Origin of the sequence: Catonella morbi ATCC 51271 (assembly GCF_000160035.2) — a bacterium.
GTDB classification, from domain to species: domain Bacteria; phylum Bacillota; class Clostridia; order Lachnospirales; family Lachnospiraceae; genus Catonella; species Catonella morbi.
In genome coordinates, this window is record NZ_KI535368.1 from 362,016 (window position 1) to 379,770 (window position 17,755).

At 34.9% G+C, this 17,755-nt stretch carries 15 protein-coding genes and 1 CRISPR repeat array (1 of these 16 running past the window's edge); of the genes, 14 read left to right on the forward strand and 1 reads right to left on the reverse strand.

Going from position 1 to position 17,755, the window contains the following annotated elements; genetic code table 11:
* A CRISPR array of direct repeats spans positions 1-228; the repeat unit is 36 nt (it extends 2,865 nt beyond the left edge of the window).
* Between the two features lie 33 nt (positions 229-261).
* From cas1 to GCWU000282_RS08730, 13 genes are all read left to right on the forward strand, one after another.
* Positions 262-1,266: a CRISPR-associated endonuclease Cas1 gene (gene cas1, locus GCWU000282_RS08670; protein WP_035040119.1), complete on the forward strand. Its 1,005-nt coding sequence runs from the start codon at positions 262-264 to the stop codon at positions 1,264-1,266.
* Positions 1,267-1,271: 5 nt separating this feature from the next.
* Positions 1,272-1,559: a CRISPR-associated endonuclease Cas2 gene (cas2, locus tag GCWU000282_RS08675; protein WP_023354716.1), complete on the forward strand. Its 288-nt coding sequence runs from the start codon at positions 1,272-1,274 to the stop codon at positions 1,557-1,559.
* A 1,411-nt stretch (positions 1,560-2,970) separates the two neighbouring features.
* Positions 2,971-4,323, forward strand: a complete 1,353-nt coding sequence (gene csm6 / locus GCWU000282_RS08680) for a type III-A CRISPR-associated CARF protein Csm6 (RefSeq protein ID WP_023354719.1) — start codon at positions 2,971-2,973, stop codon at positions 4,321-4,323.
* A 51-nt stretch (positions 4,324-4,374) separates the two neighbouring features.
* Positions 4,375-4,854: a hypothetical protein gene (locus tag GCWU000282_RS08685; RefSeq protein WP_023354720.1), complete on the forward strand. Its 480-nt coding sequence runs from the start codon at positions 4,375-4,377 to the stop codon at positions 4,852-4,854.
* Positions 4,855-4,967: 113 nt separating this feature from the next.
* Complete coding sequence (locus GCWU000282_RS08690) at positions 4,968-5,987, forward strand: hypothetical protein (RefSeq protein ID WP_023354721.1); 1,020 nt, start codon at positions 4,968-4,970, stop codon at positions 5,985-5,987.
* Between the two features lie 154 nt (positions 5,988-6,141).
* Complete coding sequence (locus GCWU000282_RS08695) at positions 6,142-6,414, forward strand: type II toxin-antitoxin system RelB/DinJ family antitoxin (RefSeq protein ID WP_023354722.1); 273 nt, start codon at positions 6,142-6,144, stop codon at positions 6,412-6,414.
* Positions 6,411-6,692: a type II toxin-antitoxin system YafQ family toxin gene (locus GCWU000282_RS08700; RefSeq protein ID WP_023354723.1), complete on the forward strand. Its 282-nt coding sequence runs from the start codon at positions 6,411-6,413 to the stop codon at positions 6,690-6,692. Before GCWU000282_RS08695 ends, GCWU000282_RS08700 begins: the two co-directional genes overlap by 4 nt.
* A gap of 148 nt (positions 6,693-6,840) precedes the next feature.
* Entirely contained in the window at positions 6,841-8,100 is a 1,260-nt protein-coding gene (locus tag GCWU000282_RS08705; RefSeq protein ID WP_023354724.1) for a hypothetical protein, read from the forward strand.
* An 18-nt stretch (positions 8,101-8,118) separates the two neighbouring features.
* The gene (locus GCWU000282_RS08710; protein ID WP_023354725.1) at positions 8,119-8,631 is read left to right on the forward strand and encodes a nitroreductase family protein; all 513 of its coding nucleotides are present in this window, start codon (positions 8,119-8,121) and stop codon (positions 8,629-8,631) included.
* 273 nt (positions 8,632-8,904) lie between these two features.
* A complete protein-coding gene (groES, locus tag GCWU000282_RS08715) occupies positions 8,905-9,189 on the forward strand; it encodes a co-chaperone GroES (protein WP_023354726.1) in 285 nt (94 codons plus the stop codon).
* 38 nt (positions 9,190-9,227) lie between these two features.
* A complete protein-coding gene (gene groL / locus GCWU000282_RS08720; protein WP_023354727.1) occupies positions 9,228-10,856 on the forward strand; it encodes a chaperonin GroEL in 1,629 nt (542 codons plus the stop codon).
* A 526-nt stretch (positions 10,857-11,382) separates the two neighbouring features.
* Positions 11,383-12,777, forward strand: coding sequence for an NHL repeat-containing protein (locus GCWU000282_RS08725; protein WP_023354728.1), 1,395 nt, complete (start codon positions 11,383-11,385; stop codon positions 12,775-12,777).
* 244 nt (positions 12,778-13,021) lie between these two features.
* Positions 13,022-13,666, forward strand: a complete 645-nt coding sequence (locus GCWU000282_RS08730; RefSeq protein ID WP_023354729.1) for a hypothetical protein — start codon at positions 13,022-13,024, stop codon at positions 13,664-13,666.
* Between the two features lie 246 nt (positions 13,667-13,912).
* Here the strand turns inward: GCWU000282_RS08730 and GCWU000282_RS08735 are convergent, their stop codons facing one another.
* Positions 13,913-15,928, reverse strand: coding sequence for a TaqI-like C-terminal specificity domain-containing protein (locus tag GCWU000282_RS08735; protein ID WP_023354730.1), 2,016 nt, complete (start codon positions 15,926-15,928; stop codon positions 13,913-13,915).
* Positions 15,929-16,422: 494 nt separating this feature from the next.
* Here GCWU000282_RS08735 and GCWU000282_RS08740 point away from each other — a divergent pair, with 494 nt between their 5' ends.
* Entirely contained in the window at positions 16,423-17,592 is a 1,170-nt protein-coding gene (locus GCWU000282_RS08740) for an iron-containing alcohol dehydrogenase (RefSeq protein WP_035040126.1), read from the forward strand.
* Positions 17,593-17,755 lie beyond the last annotated feature (163 nt).

Sequence of the window (17,755 nt, forward strand, 5' to 3'; positions counted from 1 at the left end):
TAGGGGATGGAAACTCCGATTTTGTTTATTTATAACCTTTTCTGAAACAAGAAATAAGAAGAAAACTCCGATAGGGGATGAAAACTTTTACAATCTTCTTCACAATTGATAAATTAATACTAGAAATAAGAAGAAAACCCCGATAGGAGATGAAAACCCTTGATTTTAAGCCACTTTTTAAAACATTTGTTAAGAAATAAGAAGAAAACCCCGATAGGGGACAAAGCAAACAATAATCACTATATGAGAGAGGAAACAGCTATGTCATGCTTATATGTTGTAGAACAAGGAAGTAAAATAAAACATATTGGAGGACAGTTCATCTTAGAAGTAAAAGATGGTGAAAACAGGGTTGTACCTGATGAAATATTGGAAAGCATAAGCATATTTGGTAATTCAGTACTTACAACTCAAGCTATAAAAGCTTGCCTTGAAAAAAATATAAATGTATCATTTTTATCTACAAAAGGCAGGTACTTTGGAAAATTAATGTCCAATACAGCAACCAATCCGGATAGATTAAAAGCTCAGGCTTATCTTTCTGATAATATTGATGAATGCCTTAAATTTGCTAAGATTATATTAAAAGCCAAGATAAATAATCAAGATGTAATTCTAAGAAGATATGCAAAAAGCTCCGAAGCTGATATTAGTAGTCACATTAAAGACCTTAAAATATATGAAGAACATATAGAAAAAGGGAAAGATATAAATAAAATAATGGGATATGAGGGGATTGCAGCCAGAACATATTTTGAAGCCTTATCAAAGCTTATAAAGCCCGAATTTAAATTTTCAGGCAGAAATAAAAGACCACCCAAAGATGCTTTTAACTCAATGTTAAGCTTAGGCTATTCACTTATTTATAATGAAATATTTTCAGAGATTGAAAATAGAAATTTAAGCCCATATATAGGCTTTATACATAAACTAAAAGACAGGCATCCTGCGTTAGTCAGTGACCTTATTGAAGAGTGGAGAGCTGTGCTGGTAGATGCTACAATGATGAGTCTGATACAGGGAAATGAGATACTGATAGAAGAGTTTACTAAAGATGAGTATTCAGAGGCAGTTTTTATATCCGATTTGGCTGTAAAACAGATAGTGAGAAAAATAGAAAATAAGCTTCGTTCACAAAATAATTATTTAGAATATCTAAATGAGCCTATCAGCTTCAGAAAAGCAATCTGGTGGCAGGTAAAATCTTTGGCATCTTGTATAGAAAGTGGTAATTTAGCAGAGTATAAGCCAATAAGGATAAGGTAAAGGTGATGGAAGGCAGAGAAGAGATTAAATATATAATTCTTATTATATATGATATTACTGATGATAAACATCGTAGAAACTTAGTTAAAATATTGTCAAGCTTTGGACTTAGAGTGCAGAAATCTGCTTTTGAAGCCCGATTGAATAAAAGACAGTATAATAAATTGTTGTCTAAGATAGAGAAATTTTATAGAGATAGTGATAATATAAGGATATATAGGCTACAGGAGTATGAAGAAGTAAGGGTGTATGGAACTGAGGATTATTCTGCTGAAGAAGTAATTGTGATATGAAGAATTAAAAGATATTAAAAAAATTAAAGGACAGCCTGAAATCTAAGACTTAGTGCTGTCCTTGTTAATGGAAGCAAGAAAATCATTTACGGTATAAAAACATCATAGGTAGAAAGGAATTAAAGGATAAAAGAAGTAAGGGTAAAAATATTATTTTTTGATATAAGAAATCTCCTTAAAAAGATGGTTAATATTGTAACTAAAGGAATTAGAGGAAGGTGGATTAAATATCCACAACATCCTCACCCAAAACAGCATGGATAACCTCGATAGAGGTAAGACCAAGGACAGATGCAATATTAGTATTCATAAGTATCTCCTTTGCATTGAAAGTTAACAGCTTATAATGAATGGAAAGCAAATGGGTAAGGCTGAAGAGATTAACTCTTCTTAATAGCCTTAATAAGGGCAGAAACAGCAACAGAAACGAGCACGCGACCTGCAAATGTAATTATTTTATTCATAATGACCTCCTATAAAAATAGATGTTTGACTTCTAATATAATGGTATTATAGAGAGTCTAAAGTAGAATCTCATTTTTTGATAATGTAATTACCATTTGATTGACAAGCAAAGAAGAGTAGAGGGAGGTTAAGCTCCCTTTATAGCCTCTTCTATAGCAACAGCAATAAGCTTAATAGCGGCAACAGCAAGAATAGATACAATTTTAGATTGCATAAAATAACCTCCTAAGTGTTAAACAATTTATTGTTAAGATGATAATAGTACATTAGAGCCACAAAGAGGGATTAACCCTCTTTAGTGTACTCCTCAACAAGAGTGCGGATGACATCCACAAAAGCATAACCAATAATAGAAAGGATCTTGTTCTTCATAGAAAACCTCCTTAATGACAATGTTTACTTGTTGGTATTATTATAACAGTTTATTTGTTTAGGGGTAAATGGGGAATGTTAAATAGCATTTGGTTCACAAATTAAAGCAAATCTGATTAAAATCTAATAAAATTGGTTCATACTATCTGAATAGCTTTAGTTGAAATCTTTTGAGATGATAGCAGAACATCAGAGCCACAAAGAGGGATTAACCCTCATTAGTGTACTCCAAGACAATGGTGCGGATGACTTCCGCAAAAGCAAGACCGACAATAGAAAGAATTTTGTTCTTCATATGAACCTCCTTAGTTGAAGTGGTTTTTGCTTGATGATATAATTATAAGATTATTTCCTTATTATGTAAGAGGGGAAATTCAAAAATATTTTTGGTTCATATTAGGTGAAAAATTAGTTCAATATATTAAAAATTGGTTCATACTATAGGAACTAAAATATGGAAATTAAAAAAATAAAGGTAAATATATGAGCTATATAATGGAATATTTCTTAAAAATATGGTAACTTAATAGTAAGTTAAGCATTATAAAATACAAAATATATTTGGGGGTATTATATGAGAATATTATTTTCACCTGTGGGAACGACTGATCCAATATCAAATAATAATTATAAAGATGGCTCTATGCTCCATATTGCTAGGGTTTATAAGCCGGATAAAATTATTTTATATATATCAAATGAGATGTTGGAAAATCAAGAAAAAGACGATAGATATCGTTATTGTATAAGACAGTTAGATAAATTTGCCTCAACCTCAACCGAGATAGCAGTTATTGAAAGACCTGATTTAAAGGATGTAAATGACTTTGATTATTTTTACAAAGATTTTAAAGAGATATTGGATAAGTATGTGAAAACGTTGAATGAAGATGATGAACTTTTAATCAATATTTCGTCAGGAACGCCACAAATGAAGAGTGGTTTGGCTGTATTGCAAACAATGTTAGAATATAGTAACTGTAAACTTATACAAGTGTCTACGCCTGAAAAAAGGAGTAACGAACATTATACTAGTAGTGATGAAAACATTGAGGAGTTATGGAATATCTATATTGAATATAATGGCGTAGAATCTTTTGAAAATAGATGTAAGGAGGTAATTTTTCCAAGCCTGTCTACAATAAAAATGGAAGAAATAATAAAAAAGCACATTTTAGCATATGATTATGCAGCAGCCTTGTCAATAGCAGAAGAACTTCCCAAAGAAAGCACAGAATCATATATTCATTTATTAAGATATGCAAAAGCAAGATTACAATTAAATGAAATTGACGTTAATAATATTAAATCTGCAAATAATGAGTGTGATTTTTTGCCGGTAAAAAAATCGGAACAACGTAAAATTGTGGAATACACTTTGGCATTAGATGTAAAAAGAAAAAGAGAGGAATATGCGGATTTTCTTAGAGCAATTACACCTTTATTAGTAGAACTTTTTGCGAACATATTAAAGAACTGTTTTGAAATTGACTTAAATCCATATACGGAAATAGAAAAAGGTGAGTTCAGATGGAATGGTACAAAAATTAGTGAAGATATTGAACAAACACTGAAGGATGGGAATATAGATTTATATAAGAATTCATTTAAACCTTCAGTGACTTCATTTCATTTGTATACAATCATGAAAAATTTGCCTAAAAAAAATGATAATATGAGGAAAGCATTTGAAATAATTGATATATTACGTGCAGTAGAACAGAATATAAGGAATAAGGCAGCACACCAAATGGTAAGTGTAACAGATGCTAAAATTGAAAAAATTACAGATATGAATGCGGAAGGAATTATGAAGAAAATTAGAGAACTATTTACTTATTCAGACATTAATATACCTAAACAAGGTGGATGGAACTCTTATGAGTTGATGAACGATAGTATTATAGCAAAAATATCACAAAAATAATAAAATAATTTTAAGATACCCATCAACCTTATAACCTGAAAGGAGTCCGTTATGAAAAAGTATTTATCAATTTTTACCCTATTAGTACTTGCTTTTGTTTTATGCACCAATACGAGTGTTTATGCGGCTAATAAAAGCAAAAAATCATCTTCAAAACAGAAAATTTCTGTATACTATGAAAATGATGTAAAGTCCAAATACAAAGATTACAAAACATACAAGCTTAAATCCGGCGAGCCTGCGTACAGGGTTTTCTTTGTCCCAAACAAAAAAGTTAAGAACTTTAAGATTTTAGCCTTAACTTTCGTGTCTATGGATAAAAACAGTAAGATTACCTATGATACAAAGATGCTCTACTCCACCAAAACTCTTACTCCTAAGAAACCGTTGCTGGCAGATATTGAATATCTTTCGGAAGGAATACCTAATTTGGGCATATCATATGTGGACAGTTCAGGCAAGATACAAAAATATATTGTTTATGAGAGTGGAAAGGACGGCTCGATACAGCTTGGCAAAGAAGATTTTTAACTTATAATGACAAGATGTTGACAATAACCGAGTTTTGGCGTATTGCTCTTTAGAGGGGGGATTATTATGAAAAAATTTATATTAACTTTTTAATACTTGTTTTTGCATTTTTTTTGTGCACCAATGTTTATGCAGATACAGATGATGAGTCAGAAAGCTATGCTGACAGCTATGATACAGTTATAGATGATTATTATGACTATGTGGCAACCTATAACAGTAAGTCTTCAAAGGCTGAAAGATATAAATGCCTGGCTGAAATGGCATTGTTTAGCGGAAAACTTAATCTTAAAGATATTGGTTACACTATTGAAGATATCACAGGAGATGATATTCCTGAGCTGATATTCGGCAAGGTTGAAAAATATGACGGAGAGAATTCTACAGGAAAACATGTCAGGGCAGTTTACAGTATTGTAAAAGGAGAGCCAAAGCTGATATTCCAGAGTAAAGATGGCAACAGCTATTCCAATATTGGTGACGGTAAGTTTGCCTACTCTGGAAATAGTGGTCAATATCAGACCTTTGGTGTATGTGGTTTGACTGAATCAGGCAATAAGCGTAAATGGGATAATTTTTATTTTATAAAGACTAAAAAAGTCTACGGTTATTATAGAACAATACTTTTTAATAATAAAACCGGAAAAACAGATGAAAAATCTTCAAAAGAAAAAACCATCAGAGATACTGAATTTACAAAAGTATGGAAAAAAGTGTTTGACAGGGTTAAGCCTATGGAAATGACTCCTTTCAGTCTTTACACAAGAATGTCGGTATATTATAAAGAGGATGTGAAAGGAAAATTCAAAAATTACAAAAAGTATGAGTTAGAGTCGGGTGAACCGGAAGCAAGAGTTTTCTTTGTACCAAGTAAAACTGTAAAGAATTTTAAGCTGATAGGTTTGACATTTAAATCTAGTGATGATGAGGGTAATATTGTTTATGACCAAAATGTACTATATCAGACAAAAACTCTCACCCCTAAAAAGCCATTGCTGGCAGATGTCCATATGTTTGGGACTATTCCAAATTTAGGTATATCTTACGTGGATGATTCAGGAAGGACACATAAATATATAGTGAATCAAAGCGGAGAAGATGGCTCCTTACTTTTGACAAAAGAGGATTTTTAAGCATTATTGATATTAAATATATGCAGGATAATAATTGGGCTTGTTGATGATTATCCTGCTATTTTTATCTTATAATCTGTAAGCTTATGTAATGCTATTATGTTGACATTAACCGAACTCTTCGATATACTTCTTTAAAAAGGAGGAAGCTTATATGGTAACAACAAATTTAAATATTCGAACAGATAAAGTTATTAAAGAACAAGCAGAGCAGATTTTTAATGAATTAGGTCTAAATATGACAACTGCTATAAATATGTTTTTAAGGACAACAATTCGTGAACAGGGAATTCCTTTTGAATTAAAGCTAAATGTTCCAAATGAAACAACAGAAGAAGCTATTAAAGAAGGGAAAAGAATGATGGCTGACCCATCTACACCTAGATATTCCAGTATTGAAGCTCTGAAGGAAGCGCTTGAAGTATGAAATATGATATTGAATTTACCGGTAGTTTTAAGAAAGATATAAAGCGGGCTAAGAAACAAAATAAAGATCTTGATAAATTGTTTGAAGTAATTGAAATTATCGCAAATGGTGAAAAGTTAGAAAAAAAATATAAGGATCATACTCTTAAAGGAAAATATGAAGGAAGTCGCGAATGCCATGTAGAACCTGATTGGTTGTTAATCTATGAGATTTGTGATGATGTTTTAATGCTTATGCTCTATAGAGTTGGAAGTCATTCAGACTTATTTAAAATGTAGATTTTATAAAACAAATAGAAAACTAAATCAGTATAAATTATGTCAAAATTATTAACATTTCTGTAAAGTGTTGCTATATTTACTCAAAAAAGGTAGAATGAAAGAAAATACAAATAATTTACGGTATGGCACTTTATAGGAGGTGTTTATGAGAAAACAACTTAAGGGGCTATTACTTGGCGCAGCATTCTTAACAGCTTCCTTTGGAATATTTGGAGAAATTAAGGCAGATACAACTACCGAAGATATAATTCCTAATGTAAATATAATAAGAAGCCTTGAGGAAAAAGACCGGGTAAATATGTACAAGACTGTGGTGGATGAAACAGGCTACCAGAATATAACCTTGAACTTTGATCTTGCTCAAAAAGATAAGGTAAAAAATGGCTGGACATTGAAGGTATATGACGAAAATAAAGAAGAAATTTATAAGGTTGAAGGCATAAAAACACAGTTTACCAGTGGAAATTTCTCGTTTGCTAAAGACAAAACAATATATATTTCGGTTGAAAGTTCAGGCACTACTGCTCTTTTCATCCCCAAAGGCGTAGAATACAATCTGAACTTTCATACCTATGCAACAACTGATTATGAAAGTGAGCCAAATAACAAATATACCGATGCAAATGAGATATCATTGGGTGGTTATGTTAAGGGTAATCTTATAAATAAAGCGGATGAGGATTATTACAAAGTTAAAATAAGTGAAACAGGTTATGTAAATCTTTTCTTTGAAATAGTGGATTTTGTTCCCGACAAGATAGGAAATGGTTGGAATATAGAAATCTATGATAGGAACAAGAACCTTTTATACAGAGAAGAAAATATTAAAAAAGATGTGAAGCTTCCTGAATTGCCGTTTGCTAAAGAACAGGAAATTTATATCAGGGTTATGGCGAATGAAAATGTACTTTCGTCCGCACCTGAAGAAGTAGAATATAAGCTAAAAGCTGATATAACTAAAACAAACAAATGGGAAGTAGAAGATAATAATACCTTTAGTAAAGCTAACAAGTTAAAGGGAACAATGTCAGCCAATATCTTAAACGATAATGATGTGGACTATTTTACTTTTAATGCTTGGAAAACAAGCAGTTACAGGGTAAGCTTAAATACAGGTGATAATGTAGCTGGTGAATATAAGGTTGAAATTTTTGTTAATAACAAGAGCAAAGCTAAGGTAAATAAAATTACAAAGGCTGATAAAAATTTCACATTTAAGGCTAAAAAAGGACAGAAGATTTGGGTGAAAATCAGCGGTGTATCGGGACGTTCTCCGATAGGCAACAAGTATATGCTTAAGTATAAAGCGGTAAAGACTGTTAGAAAACCTAAGAAAAGTATCAAGAAGGGAACAACTATATCAAAAAACATAATAAGCATAACACAGATGATATTACAAAATTGATTTTGTAAAGGAGGTTGTATGAATTTTTTAGAACTGGCAAAAGAAAGATATTCCTGCAGGCAGTTAAGTGACCAAAAGGTAGAAAAAGAAAAACTGGATAAGATTATAGAAGCAGGCATACTTGCACCTACGGCAACCAATGCACAGCCTTATAAAATCTGGCTTATAGAAAGTGATGAAGCTAAAGAAAAACTTGCTAAAGCGAACAGATATAAGTTTGGAGCTGAAGTTTTCTTTGTGGTTGGGGCTAAGAAGGATGCAGCCTGGGTACGCAAGTTTGACAATCATAATTTTGCGGAAGTAGATGCCTCCATAGTGGCTACACATATGATGCTTGAAATAACTGAGCTTGGACTCGGTACGACTTGGGTAGGACATTTTGATGAACCTTTGCTTAAAGAAGAATTTCCTGAAATGAAGGATTATGAACTTATTGCTATTTTCCCGGTGGGTTATCCTGCAAAAGAGGCGAAGCCTGCTGAGAAGCACACTATAAGGAGAACGGTAGAGGAAGCGGTCACATATTTATAAAGATTAGTGTGTCAAATACTTGTGACATCTTAATCTGATAAGAAAATAAAACTTTTAATAATAGTCACAAACCTGTTTTAGAGACACTGGGGTATGCTTTCGGTGTCACATGGTTTGTGTCTATTTTTAATTGTGATTAATTTGTGATAATTTAAAAAAATACTTGCAAATTTGGGTTAAAGAGGTTATTATATGATTATGGTTTAGCACTCATAAAGAAAGAGTGCTAATAAAGTAAGAAAAAATGATTTAATATACAAAGGAGGAACTAAAATGAAGTTAGTACCGTTAGGAGACAGAGTAGTATTAAAGCAGATAGCAGCAGAGGAAACCACAAAATCAGGTATTATTTTACCGGATCAGGCACAGGAGAAGCCACAGCAGGCAGAAGTTATAGCTGTAGGTCCGGGTGGAGTAGTAGATGGAAAAGAAATAACCATGCAGGTTAAAGAAGGACAGAAGGTTATTTATTCTAAGTACGCAGGAACCAATGTTAAGCTTGAAAATGAGGAATATATTATAGTTAAACAGTCCGATATACTTGCGGTTGTTGAATAAAAAACAGAAAACTTTAGATAAATTTAAGGAGAAAGAAAATGGCAAAACAGATTAAATTTGGTACAGAAGCTAGAAAGGCTCTTGAAGCCGGTGTAAATCAGCTTGCAGATACAGTTAGTGTAACTTTGGGACCTAAGGGAAGAAACGTAGTGCTTGACAAGAGTTATGGCGCTCCTCTTCTTACCAATGACGGTGTTACTATTGCAAAAGAAATCGAACTTCCTGATGAGTTTGAGAATATGGGAGCACAGCTTGTTAAAGAAGCAGCTACCAAGACAAATGATGTAGCAGGTGATGGTACTACTACAGCTACCGTACTTGCACAGGCTATGATAAATGAAGGCATGAAGAACCTTGCAGCAGGAGCAAACCCTATCATCCTCAGAAAAGGCATGAAGAAGGCTACTGAGTGTGCGGTAGAGGCTATTTCCAAGATGAGCAGCCCTGTAGAAGGCAAGTCTCATGTACAGAGAATTGCGGCTATTTCTGCGGGTGATGACGAAGTAGGAACTCTTGTAGCGGACGCTATGGAAAAAGTTAGCAAAGACGGTGTTATCACTGTTGAAGAAAGCAAGACCATGAAGACTGAGCTTGACCTTGTAGAAGGTATGCAGTTTGACAGAGGTTATGTATCTGCTTATATGTGCACAGATATGGATAAGATGGAAGCAGTTCTTGACAATCCATACATCCTTATTACTGATAAGAAACTTAGTAATATTCAGGATGTACTTCCGCTTCTTGAGCAGATTGTACAGCAGGGAGCAAGACTTCTCATCATCGCCGAGGATGTTGAGGGTGAGGCTCTTACAACACTTGTAATCAATAAACTTCGTGGAACATTTAATGTAGTAGCTGTTAAGGCTCCGGGTTATGGCGACAGAAGAAAAGAAATGCTTCAGGATATAGCTATTCTTACAGGCGGACAGGTTATCTCAAGTGAGGTAGGTCTTGAGCTTAAGGATGCTACTCTTGAGCAGCTTGGACGTGCAAAGAGCGTAAAGGTTCAGAAAGAAAATACAATTATAGTAGACGGTGAGGGTGATTCAGAGGCTATTAAGTCAAGAATTGCTCAGATTAGAAGCCAGATTGAAGAAACAACCTCTGATTTTGACAGAGAGAAGCTTCAGGAAAGACTTGCCAAGCTTGCGGGCGGTGTTGCGGTTATCCGCGTAGGTGCTGCTACTGAGGCAGAAATGAAAGAAAATAAGCTTCGTATGGAAGATGCTCTTGCAGCTACCAAAGCAGCTATCGAAGAGGGAATAATTGCAGGTGGCGGTTCAGCTTATATCCACGCTTCTAAGGATGTAGAGAAGCTTGCGGACACACTTGAAGGTGATGAGAAGACAGGAGCAAGGGTAGTGCTTAAGGCTCTTGAAGCTCCGCTCTTTAAGATAGCGGCAAATGCAGGCCTTGAAGGTGCAGTAATTATAAGCAAAGTTAAAGAAGGTAAGGTAGGTTTTGGCTTTGATGCTCTCAAAGAAGAGTATGTTGACCTTGCAAAGTCAGGTATACTTGACCCTGTTAAGGTAACCAGAAGTGCACTTCAGAATGCTACCAGCGTAGCTTCTACACTTCTTACCACAGAAAGCCTTGTTGCAGATATCAAAGAAGCAGTTCCTGCCGCACCTGCAGGAATGGGTGCCCCAGGCATGGGAATGATGTAATGATACAAGAATAGAGAAGAAGAAGTGCCCGCTGCGAGCTCGCTCGTAAGCGGGCACTTCTTTCTTCTCTATTCGCCAACAATACGCACGCGCCGCCATTTTTCGAAGAAAAATGAGCAGAGCGTGCGTATTGTTGTAGGACTGCGAGAGTGCGAAGCACGGAGCAGTCCGGTATCATTAAATGATACAAGAATATCAGTAAACTAAGCCGCCATTTTTCGTAAGAAAAATGAGCAGAGCGTGCGTATTGTTGTAGGACTGCGAATGCACAAAAATTGAAGTTGCTTCATATGCAAAACAGATAAATTGATAACTGTAAGACAAAACTAAAGATTTATTCGTTAATAATTAATAATAATGGCATACTTTTGACACCAAAACATGAAATTGTATGCATAGATAACAGAAGGGAGGGGAGTAAAGCATGAAAAACAGTAATCCTCAAAGGTATAAAAATGGAGACAGTTATCAGGCAATGTAAACTGAAGCAATATAACCACGATTATTAAGGAGGGAGCACGTAATTATGATGACGAAAAGCATTAAAAATTGTTGTATTGTTTTTTTGTTAGCTTTGATATGCAGTGTTTCGGCTCCTTCTCCGGCCTTGGCTGAAACAGCCGACTTAGACCTCAAAGAAAAAGACAGAGTAGTGTTGTCCGCTGAAATCGGAAAGAGTAAGGGAGAGCTTGGTTACCCCGAGAGCTTTGTGGGAGGGGCGAAAGGACCTGATACATTCGCGGTATCTGAAGATGAGACTGTTTATATTTCAGACAATATAAATGACAGGATAAATGTGTACAGGGACGGTAAGTTTTTATATGATATAGAAACTCCTTACGCAGCTTACATCAAGAGCATAGCTATTTCTGATGAACTTATATATTTGATGGATTATGACGGAGCGAAAATCTTTGCTGTAGATAAAAAAGGTAATTTAGTTAAGGATATAGACCTGCCGGAAGATATGGCAAATTTTCTTATGACTGATTTATATGTACGGGAGGACGGCAGCGTCTGGGTATGCTGTCTGGATGGTGAAGAAGAAGGAGATGATTTAAGTTCAACGTATTTTCTTGTTGATTCTTTCTCCGACAGGCAAAGAGTTAAAACAAGTGAGTTTCCGGTAAGCAGAGATGATTATTGTACTATAGATTATACTGATGGAAAGACTATATCAATAAGGAAAAGCAATAATCCGAACATAACGGGGACTGACAGAACTGATGATATTCTGATAGATACCAAAGGCGGAGATGTATCTGCCTCTATATTGGAAGTCGATAAATATGGTTCTGTATACTTGGATGTGGATGAAAGCGTAGGTACTTATATGTTTGCCGGTGAAAATACGGTAAGAAAGTATTCACAGGGTAAATGTGAAGGGATTGCAGGGATTGATTTGGATGATTATTGCTATATTCCTTACGGATTAACCTGCGTAAACAAAAACGGGGAATTATATCAGATGGTCTGCTATGATAATAAAGTGGATGTAATAAAAAAGACGTTTGTGCAGCCTTACGGTTTTGAGTCAAGGGTCAATGAAATCAGGGAAAAAACCTTGAGACAAGAAGCAAAAGAAGATGAAACGGATCTTAGAGAAGCAAAGAAAATTATAAACGCACCGAATGACGTAAGTACTACAAGGCAAAATACCAAAAAACCATCAAATCAAACCGGAATACCTTACTGTTGGGGAGGATTTAATGGATTTAAAATAATTAAAGGTACTTCATGGGTGAGTTTCTTAACAGCAATGAAGAAAGTAAATTTGCAGGTAATATTAAAGCTACCGCTTCAGGTTATCAGACCGATACGGCAGGTCTGGATTGCTCAGGCTTTGTATCCTCCACAGCCGGTTTTTCGTATAAACTGTCGACAACCAATCTGGCGTCATCTGACTACACAAGAACAATAAATAAAAATAAAGCAGTTGCCTATGATATTTTTGTTATTAGCGGGAAACATGTGTTTTTTTACATTGGATATGATAAACAAAGAAAATTATATAAAACGTGTGAAGCAACAACAGATGGAACTGAAAAAGTGAAAATTTTCTATAGGTCAAAGAAAGAGTTGGATACTTATAAAGCAAGGAGATTTAATGGCTGGTAATAATTATAAATTGTAGCTGTTGGCAAAGTCAGCAGGAAGGAGTTTTTGTGAAGAATAAAATATCTCTTATTCTCAATATTGTTTTATCGGTAATGCTGATTTGTTTGCTTATTTATACAGTAATATACAAAGATTCTGATAGAGGTAAGGGTGGTAATACTGTTGCCGTTTCCGATACAGCAGCCGACAACGGTAATGAGAAAGGAAAAGTGAAAGAAAAGGAAGAAGGCGAAGTTACAGCAACCGAATCAGTAACGACCAGAATCGAGGAATTCGTAAAGTCCAGATTCGGATTCGATTTTGAAAATCATTACGGCACTGTAAGTATAGATAATGACGCAGGGGAATATACTGTGAATATTGAGTTTGTGCCCGTTGTTTTTTCCTATATTGTTAAATCCGATATATATGAAACTGCCGGAGAAGAATCATATATGATAGCTGCTTTTTTTCCTGAAGTGAAAAGGTTTAATTATACAGTCTTATGGAATTGGCTTGAGAAAAAAGAGGCTATGAAGCTGATAATTGATGAAGAAGCTGTGGAAGATTTGTACGACCGTTATTGGGACGCGGTTGGTCGTAAAAATGACGGAGAGGAGAATCCTTACAAAGATATTTTTTCATCAATAATTGAAACGGAAGAGTCAAAGACATGGAGAGAGGTTGTGGACAAAAATGCTACAGTACCGTGAGAAATTTCACATTCGTAAGTAAGAATAGTCAAAGGAACCGGCTGGTGTCAATCCTTTAAACAAGATTCAGGCGGCAGGAGATTGTTAAAGTCCCCTGCCGCTCAATTTATATAATAGGAAATTCATCCTAAATTTTATAGCGTTTTGTGAAGGATATAAATATATGAAAGAAACCTTAGCCGGTGCTTCACCATATAGCGAATATGAGCCCTTTCATAAAGTTCTTGAAGAGAAACCTGGTGTTTGTTATGGCAAAAACAAATTTTCCTTATCCATACTCTTTACGATAACATCATATTCTTTTTCATTTATATCATACAGTCTTGCAACTCTTATATCCAACTCATTATAAAGCTTAATTGTCCTGAAAGTATCTACTTTAACACCAAGCCTTAATATCTTATCCACAACTTCAATAATCTTATTTTGTTCGTCTATCCCCACAACCGGGATTGGAATTTTCTCTATATGTGCCCTCAATACTTTGACGGAATCAAACATCTTCCTAAAGTAAAATTGCACTATTCTGGAGTTTAGTATTCCCATTACATATTTTGTATACAGTCCCGGAATCTGTGGAATAAGCACATTACAGCTGTTAAGGGTAAGTGTACTCTTGTTATCGTAAGCCATAACTATCCGGTTGCTGATAAATCTGTATATCAGCTTTTCTTTTGCTCTGTAATATTCAGTCGGAGCAACCTGTTGATAAAGTTCGGGCCTAAATTCAATATATTTTGAAGAGTTTTTGAACTTATACTTAAATATATTGTTACCGCTGAGAATTTGTTCATTTTTATCTGATTTAATATTCGACAAAAATCTTTTATTGTCTCCGGTAATTATTCCGAGTGCAAAGGTAGACTGACCGGCTAAAGTGGTATGTCCGGGGGTAGCCTCTATTTTTTCTATTACCCTATATTCGTCGTCGGTAGTATTAAATGAACAACAGTCAGGATTTAATTTTCTTTCAATATCTATGGTATATTCTCTGTGTTCCTCTTTAACCTTCATTCCCAAGGCAGAAAATGGAAGTCCGGTATATTTCATTTGTAAAATTATGCTTGGACAACATACATTGTCGAAGGTTTTGCTCAAAAATTCAATATAATCAAAGGAGCATTTTTCTAAAATTAATTTTCTTATAGGTGTATGTGACTTAACGTTTAAGACTGCATGCGGAAGGATGAATGAAAGGGTTCCGTTTATTTTCAAATTGTTTAAAGCCTGTTCAATAAATACATCATAGGATTCAATTGAAAGTGAGGTTGCACAGTTAAATCTGCAATGGAGTTTGATTTTTTCTTCGTGTGAATATTTATAGCCCCAGGGCGGATTACCCAGGATATAGTCAAACTTCCTGTTTTTAGGAAAGTATAAATAGTCAAGTTCCGTAATATGATTGTAAATCAATTCTTTATCGCCTACTTTGTAGCGAAGAGCATAATTTATTCTTGCTAACTTAACACTCAGACTGTCTATATCATTTCCATATACATTTTTATAGTCAAAACAATCCGGTATTTGTAAAATGAAATTTCCGGTTCCGCAGCAGGGATCTAAAATTTTTTTATTCTCTGTTTTGCCGAAAATGATGAGATTATCACAAATTTTTTTAGCAACCTTGGAAGGGGTATAGTAGCAGCCCTGGCTCTTTCTCTCTCCGGTATTTTTTAAGGAAATATATAAAAGCCCTATTACATCAACGTCTTTTTCGTATACATAGTTGACATTGAAGAGTTCAGGATATTCATCTGTTATATCGTCTGCATCGTCTGCGTCTTTAAGCAAATCATCTATAAGAAAGGTGTAAGGTTTCGGTGAGTATTCTCCGCTTAGATATGACTTGAGTACAGGTTTATAAAATTTTAAGCCGGATTGTGAAAGGATTAGCTTTAAAGCGCAGTCTGCTATGATTGACAATAAAATATCAATAGTTACCTCTATATCATTTTCCTCAATATATCTTAAAATCTCCTGAACAGGGGCGAGATTTTTTGAATCATTTGGAATATAAGAATAATATAAGCCTCTTCCTGAAACAAAATTTTTATTACGCCTGCTTTTCAGGGCAGAATTTTTACCGTTTGAAATATCTGATTTAAGCTTTTGCATATACTCTATAGAGAAATATGTAGTGCCAAGTTCGGCCGGTATTAATTTGCCAAGCTTAATCCAATTTTTGGCAGTGGCTTCCGAAATAGATAATTCCCTGCATACATCAGCAAGAGAAAGCATATTCTTGTAGGACTGTGTCTTCATGTCGCACCTCCTCTGCACCAAGCTGTTAACGTGAATGATACAGGATTGCTTCGGCTTCACCTCTGCGGGTCCTTGCAAAAATATTCGTAATCCGCTCATTTTTTTGCAAAAAATGGCTACTTACTCATATTTTTGCATGTCAAAAGATAATAAATTCTCTTGCAAGCAAGCTTGCATCGAATTTTTATACTTTTGACACTTGTATCATTATATTGTACGGGAAACTGTAAAGCTTCCTTCTATGATTTTACTCCCTATCTCTATTATAGTCTTTAAAATGACTATTGTCGATATAAATATAATATTTTTTTGATTATTATATATTTCAGGTTATCCTACTCTGCTATACGGAATAAGAGGCCCGTATCCTATAGCTTAATAATTGGGATATATTTATACTTTTTGTTTTGAAAAATAAAGAATGCTTGACACTAAAAATATAATAATGGATAATGGTTTATAGAAGCTGTCAACCCACAATAAAGGAGAAAAGAATGGAAAACTATGTACACTCAATCCCTACTCAGGTATATTTTGGTAAAGGTCAGATTTCTAAGCTTGCAGAATCTCTTAACCGCTTCGGAAAGAGGGTTTTGCTTACCTATGGCGGAGGCTCTGTAAAGAAAATCGGCCTCTATGATGAAGTAATTAAAATTCTTAAAGAAGGGGAGTTCTTTGTTGTTGAATGTGATGGAATTGAACCGAATCCACGCATAGAATCTGTAATTAAAGGTGTTAAGCTTTGTAAGGAAAATAATATAGACGTTATCCTTTCGGTCGGAGGCGGAAGTACACTTGACTGCTCAAAGGCTATTGCCTCAGGTGTATATTATGAGGGTGATGATCTTTGGGAAATGGTAAAATCAGGCTGGGAGCTTAAAAAGTCATTGCCGCTTGTTGACATTCTTACCCTCAGTGCTACCGGATCTGAGTTTGATGGAGGAGGGGTTATAAGCAATATGGCTACCAATGAAAAGTTAGGTGCTATGTATACCTATCCTTCGGTGTCAATCTGTGATCCTACTTATACTTTTACGGTATCCAAGTATCAGACGGCTGCGGGGTCGGCTGATATTATGAGCCATATTATGGAAGGCTATTTTTCAAGAACGGATGACTGCGATATGTCAGACGGACTGGCAGAGACTGTACTTAAAACAGTAATAAAGAATCTTCCGGTCGCACTTGAGAAACCTGACGATTATGCAGCCAGAGCAAATCTTATGATGGCATCCTCGGTGGCCTGTTCAGGTATACCGGAATACGGAAAACTCGGCACAGGATGGCCTTGTCATGGTTTAGAGCATGAGCTCTCGGCTTATTATGATATTACGCATGGAGTGGGACTTGCTATCCTCACACCGAGATGGATGAGACATATACTTAAAAAAGATCCTTCTGTAACAGCCAGATTTGTTAAATTTGCAAAGAATGTATGGGGACTTTCAGAAGGAAGTGACGAAGAACTTGCGCAAAAAGGTATAGATGCACTTGAAAACTTTTTCAAAAAGGCGGGCATTCCTTACACTCTTACAGAGCTTAATATAAATGATGAGAATTTTGGTAAAATGGCGGAACATGCAAATCAATTAGGAAGGCTGACAAAGGCCTATGTTCCTTTAACCGATGAGGATATAGTTTCAATTTATAAGGCCTGCCTGTAGAATTCAAGGCTTTTAATACAGTATTTTTGCAAGGATTGTGGGAGGTAAAGCCGAAGCAACCCTGTATCATTGGGTGTCAAATACTTTTGACACCCGCACCATTTTATATAGTAATAAAATAAAATTCCAGTAAGAATGATATTGCTTGTACCTTGGGTATAGT

Excerpts from the sequence above, each read along its gene's own strand:
- GCWU000282_RS08685 (WP_023354720.1), top strand. The coding sequence starts at position 4,375 with ATGAAAAAGTATTTATCAATTTTTACCCTATTAGTACTTGCTTTTGTT.
- groL (WP_023354727.1), top strand. The coding sequence starts at position 9,228 with ATGGCAAAACAGATTAAATTTGGTACAGAAGCTAGAAAGGCTCTTGAA.
- GCWU000282_RS08705 (WP_023354724.1), top strand. The coding sequence starts at position 6,841 with ATGAGAAAACAACTTAAGGGGCTATTACTTGGCGCAGCATTCTTAACA.
- GCWU000282_RS08740 (WP_035040126.1), top strand. The coding sequence starts at position 16,423 with ATGGAAAACTATGTACACTCAATCCCTACTCAGGTATATTTTGGTAAA.
- cas2 (WP_023354716.1), top strand. The coding sequence starts at position 1,272 with ATGGAAGGCAGAGAAGAGATTAAATATATAATTCTTATTATATATGAT.
- groES (WP_023354726.1), top strand. The coding sequence starts at position 8,905 with ATGAAGTTAGTACCGTTAGGAGACAGAGTAGTATTAAAGCAGATAGCA.
- GCWU000282_RS08735 (WP_023354730.1), bottom strand. The coding sequence starts at position 15,928 with ATGAAGACACAGTCCTACAAGAATATGCTTTCTCTTGCTGATGTATGC.
- csm6 (WP_023354719.1), top strand. The coding sequence starts at position 2,971 with ATGAGAATATTATTTTCACCTGTGGGAACGACTGATCCAATATCAAAT.
- cas1 (WP_035040119.1), top strand. The coding sequence starts at position 262 with ATGTCATGCTTATATGTTGTAGAACAAGGAAGTAAAATAAAACATATT.
- GCWU000282_RS08710 (WP_023354725.1), top strand. The coding sequence starts at position 8,119 with ATGAATTTTTTAGAACTGGCAAAAGAAAGATATTCCTGCAGGCAGTTA.
- GCWU000282_RS08725 (WP_023354728.1), top strand. The coding sequence starts at position 11,383 with ATGATGACGAAAAGCATTAAAAATTGTTGTATTGTTTTTTTGTTAGCT.
- GCWU000282_RS08695 (WP_023354722.1), top strand. The coding sequence starts at position 6,142 with ATGGTAACAACAAATTTAAATATTCGAACAGATAAAGTTATTAAAGAA.
- GCWU000282_RS08700 (WP_023354723.1), top strand. The coding sequence starts at position 6,411 with ATGAAATATGATATTGAATTTACCGGTAGTTTTAAGAAAGATATAAAG.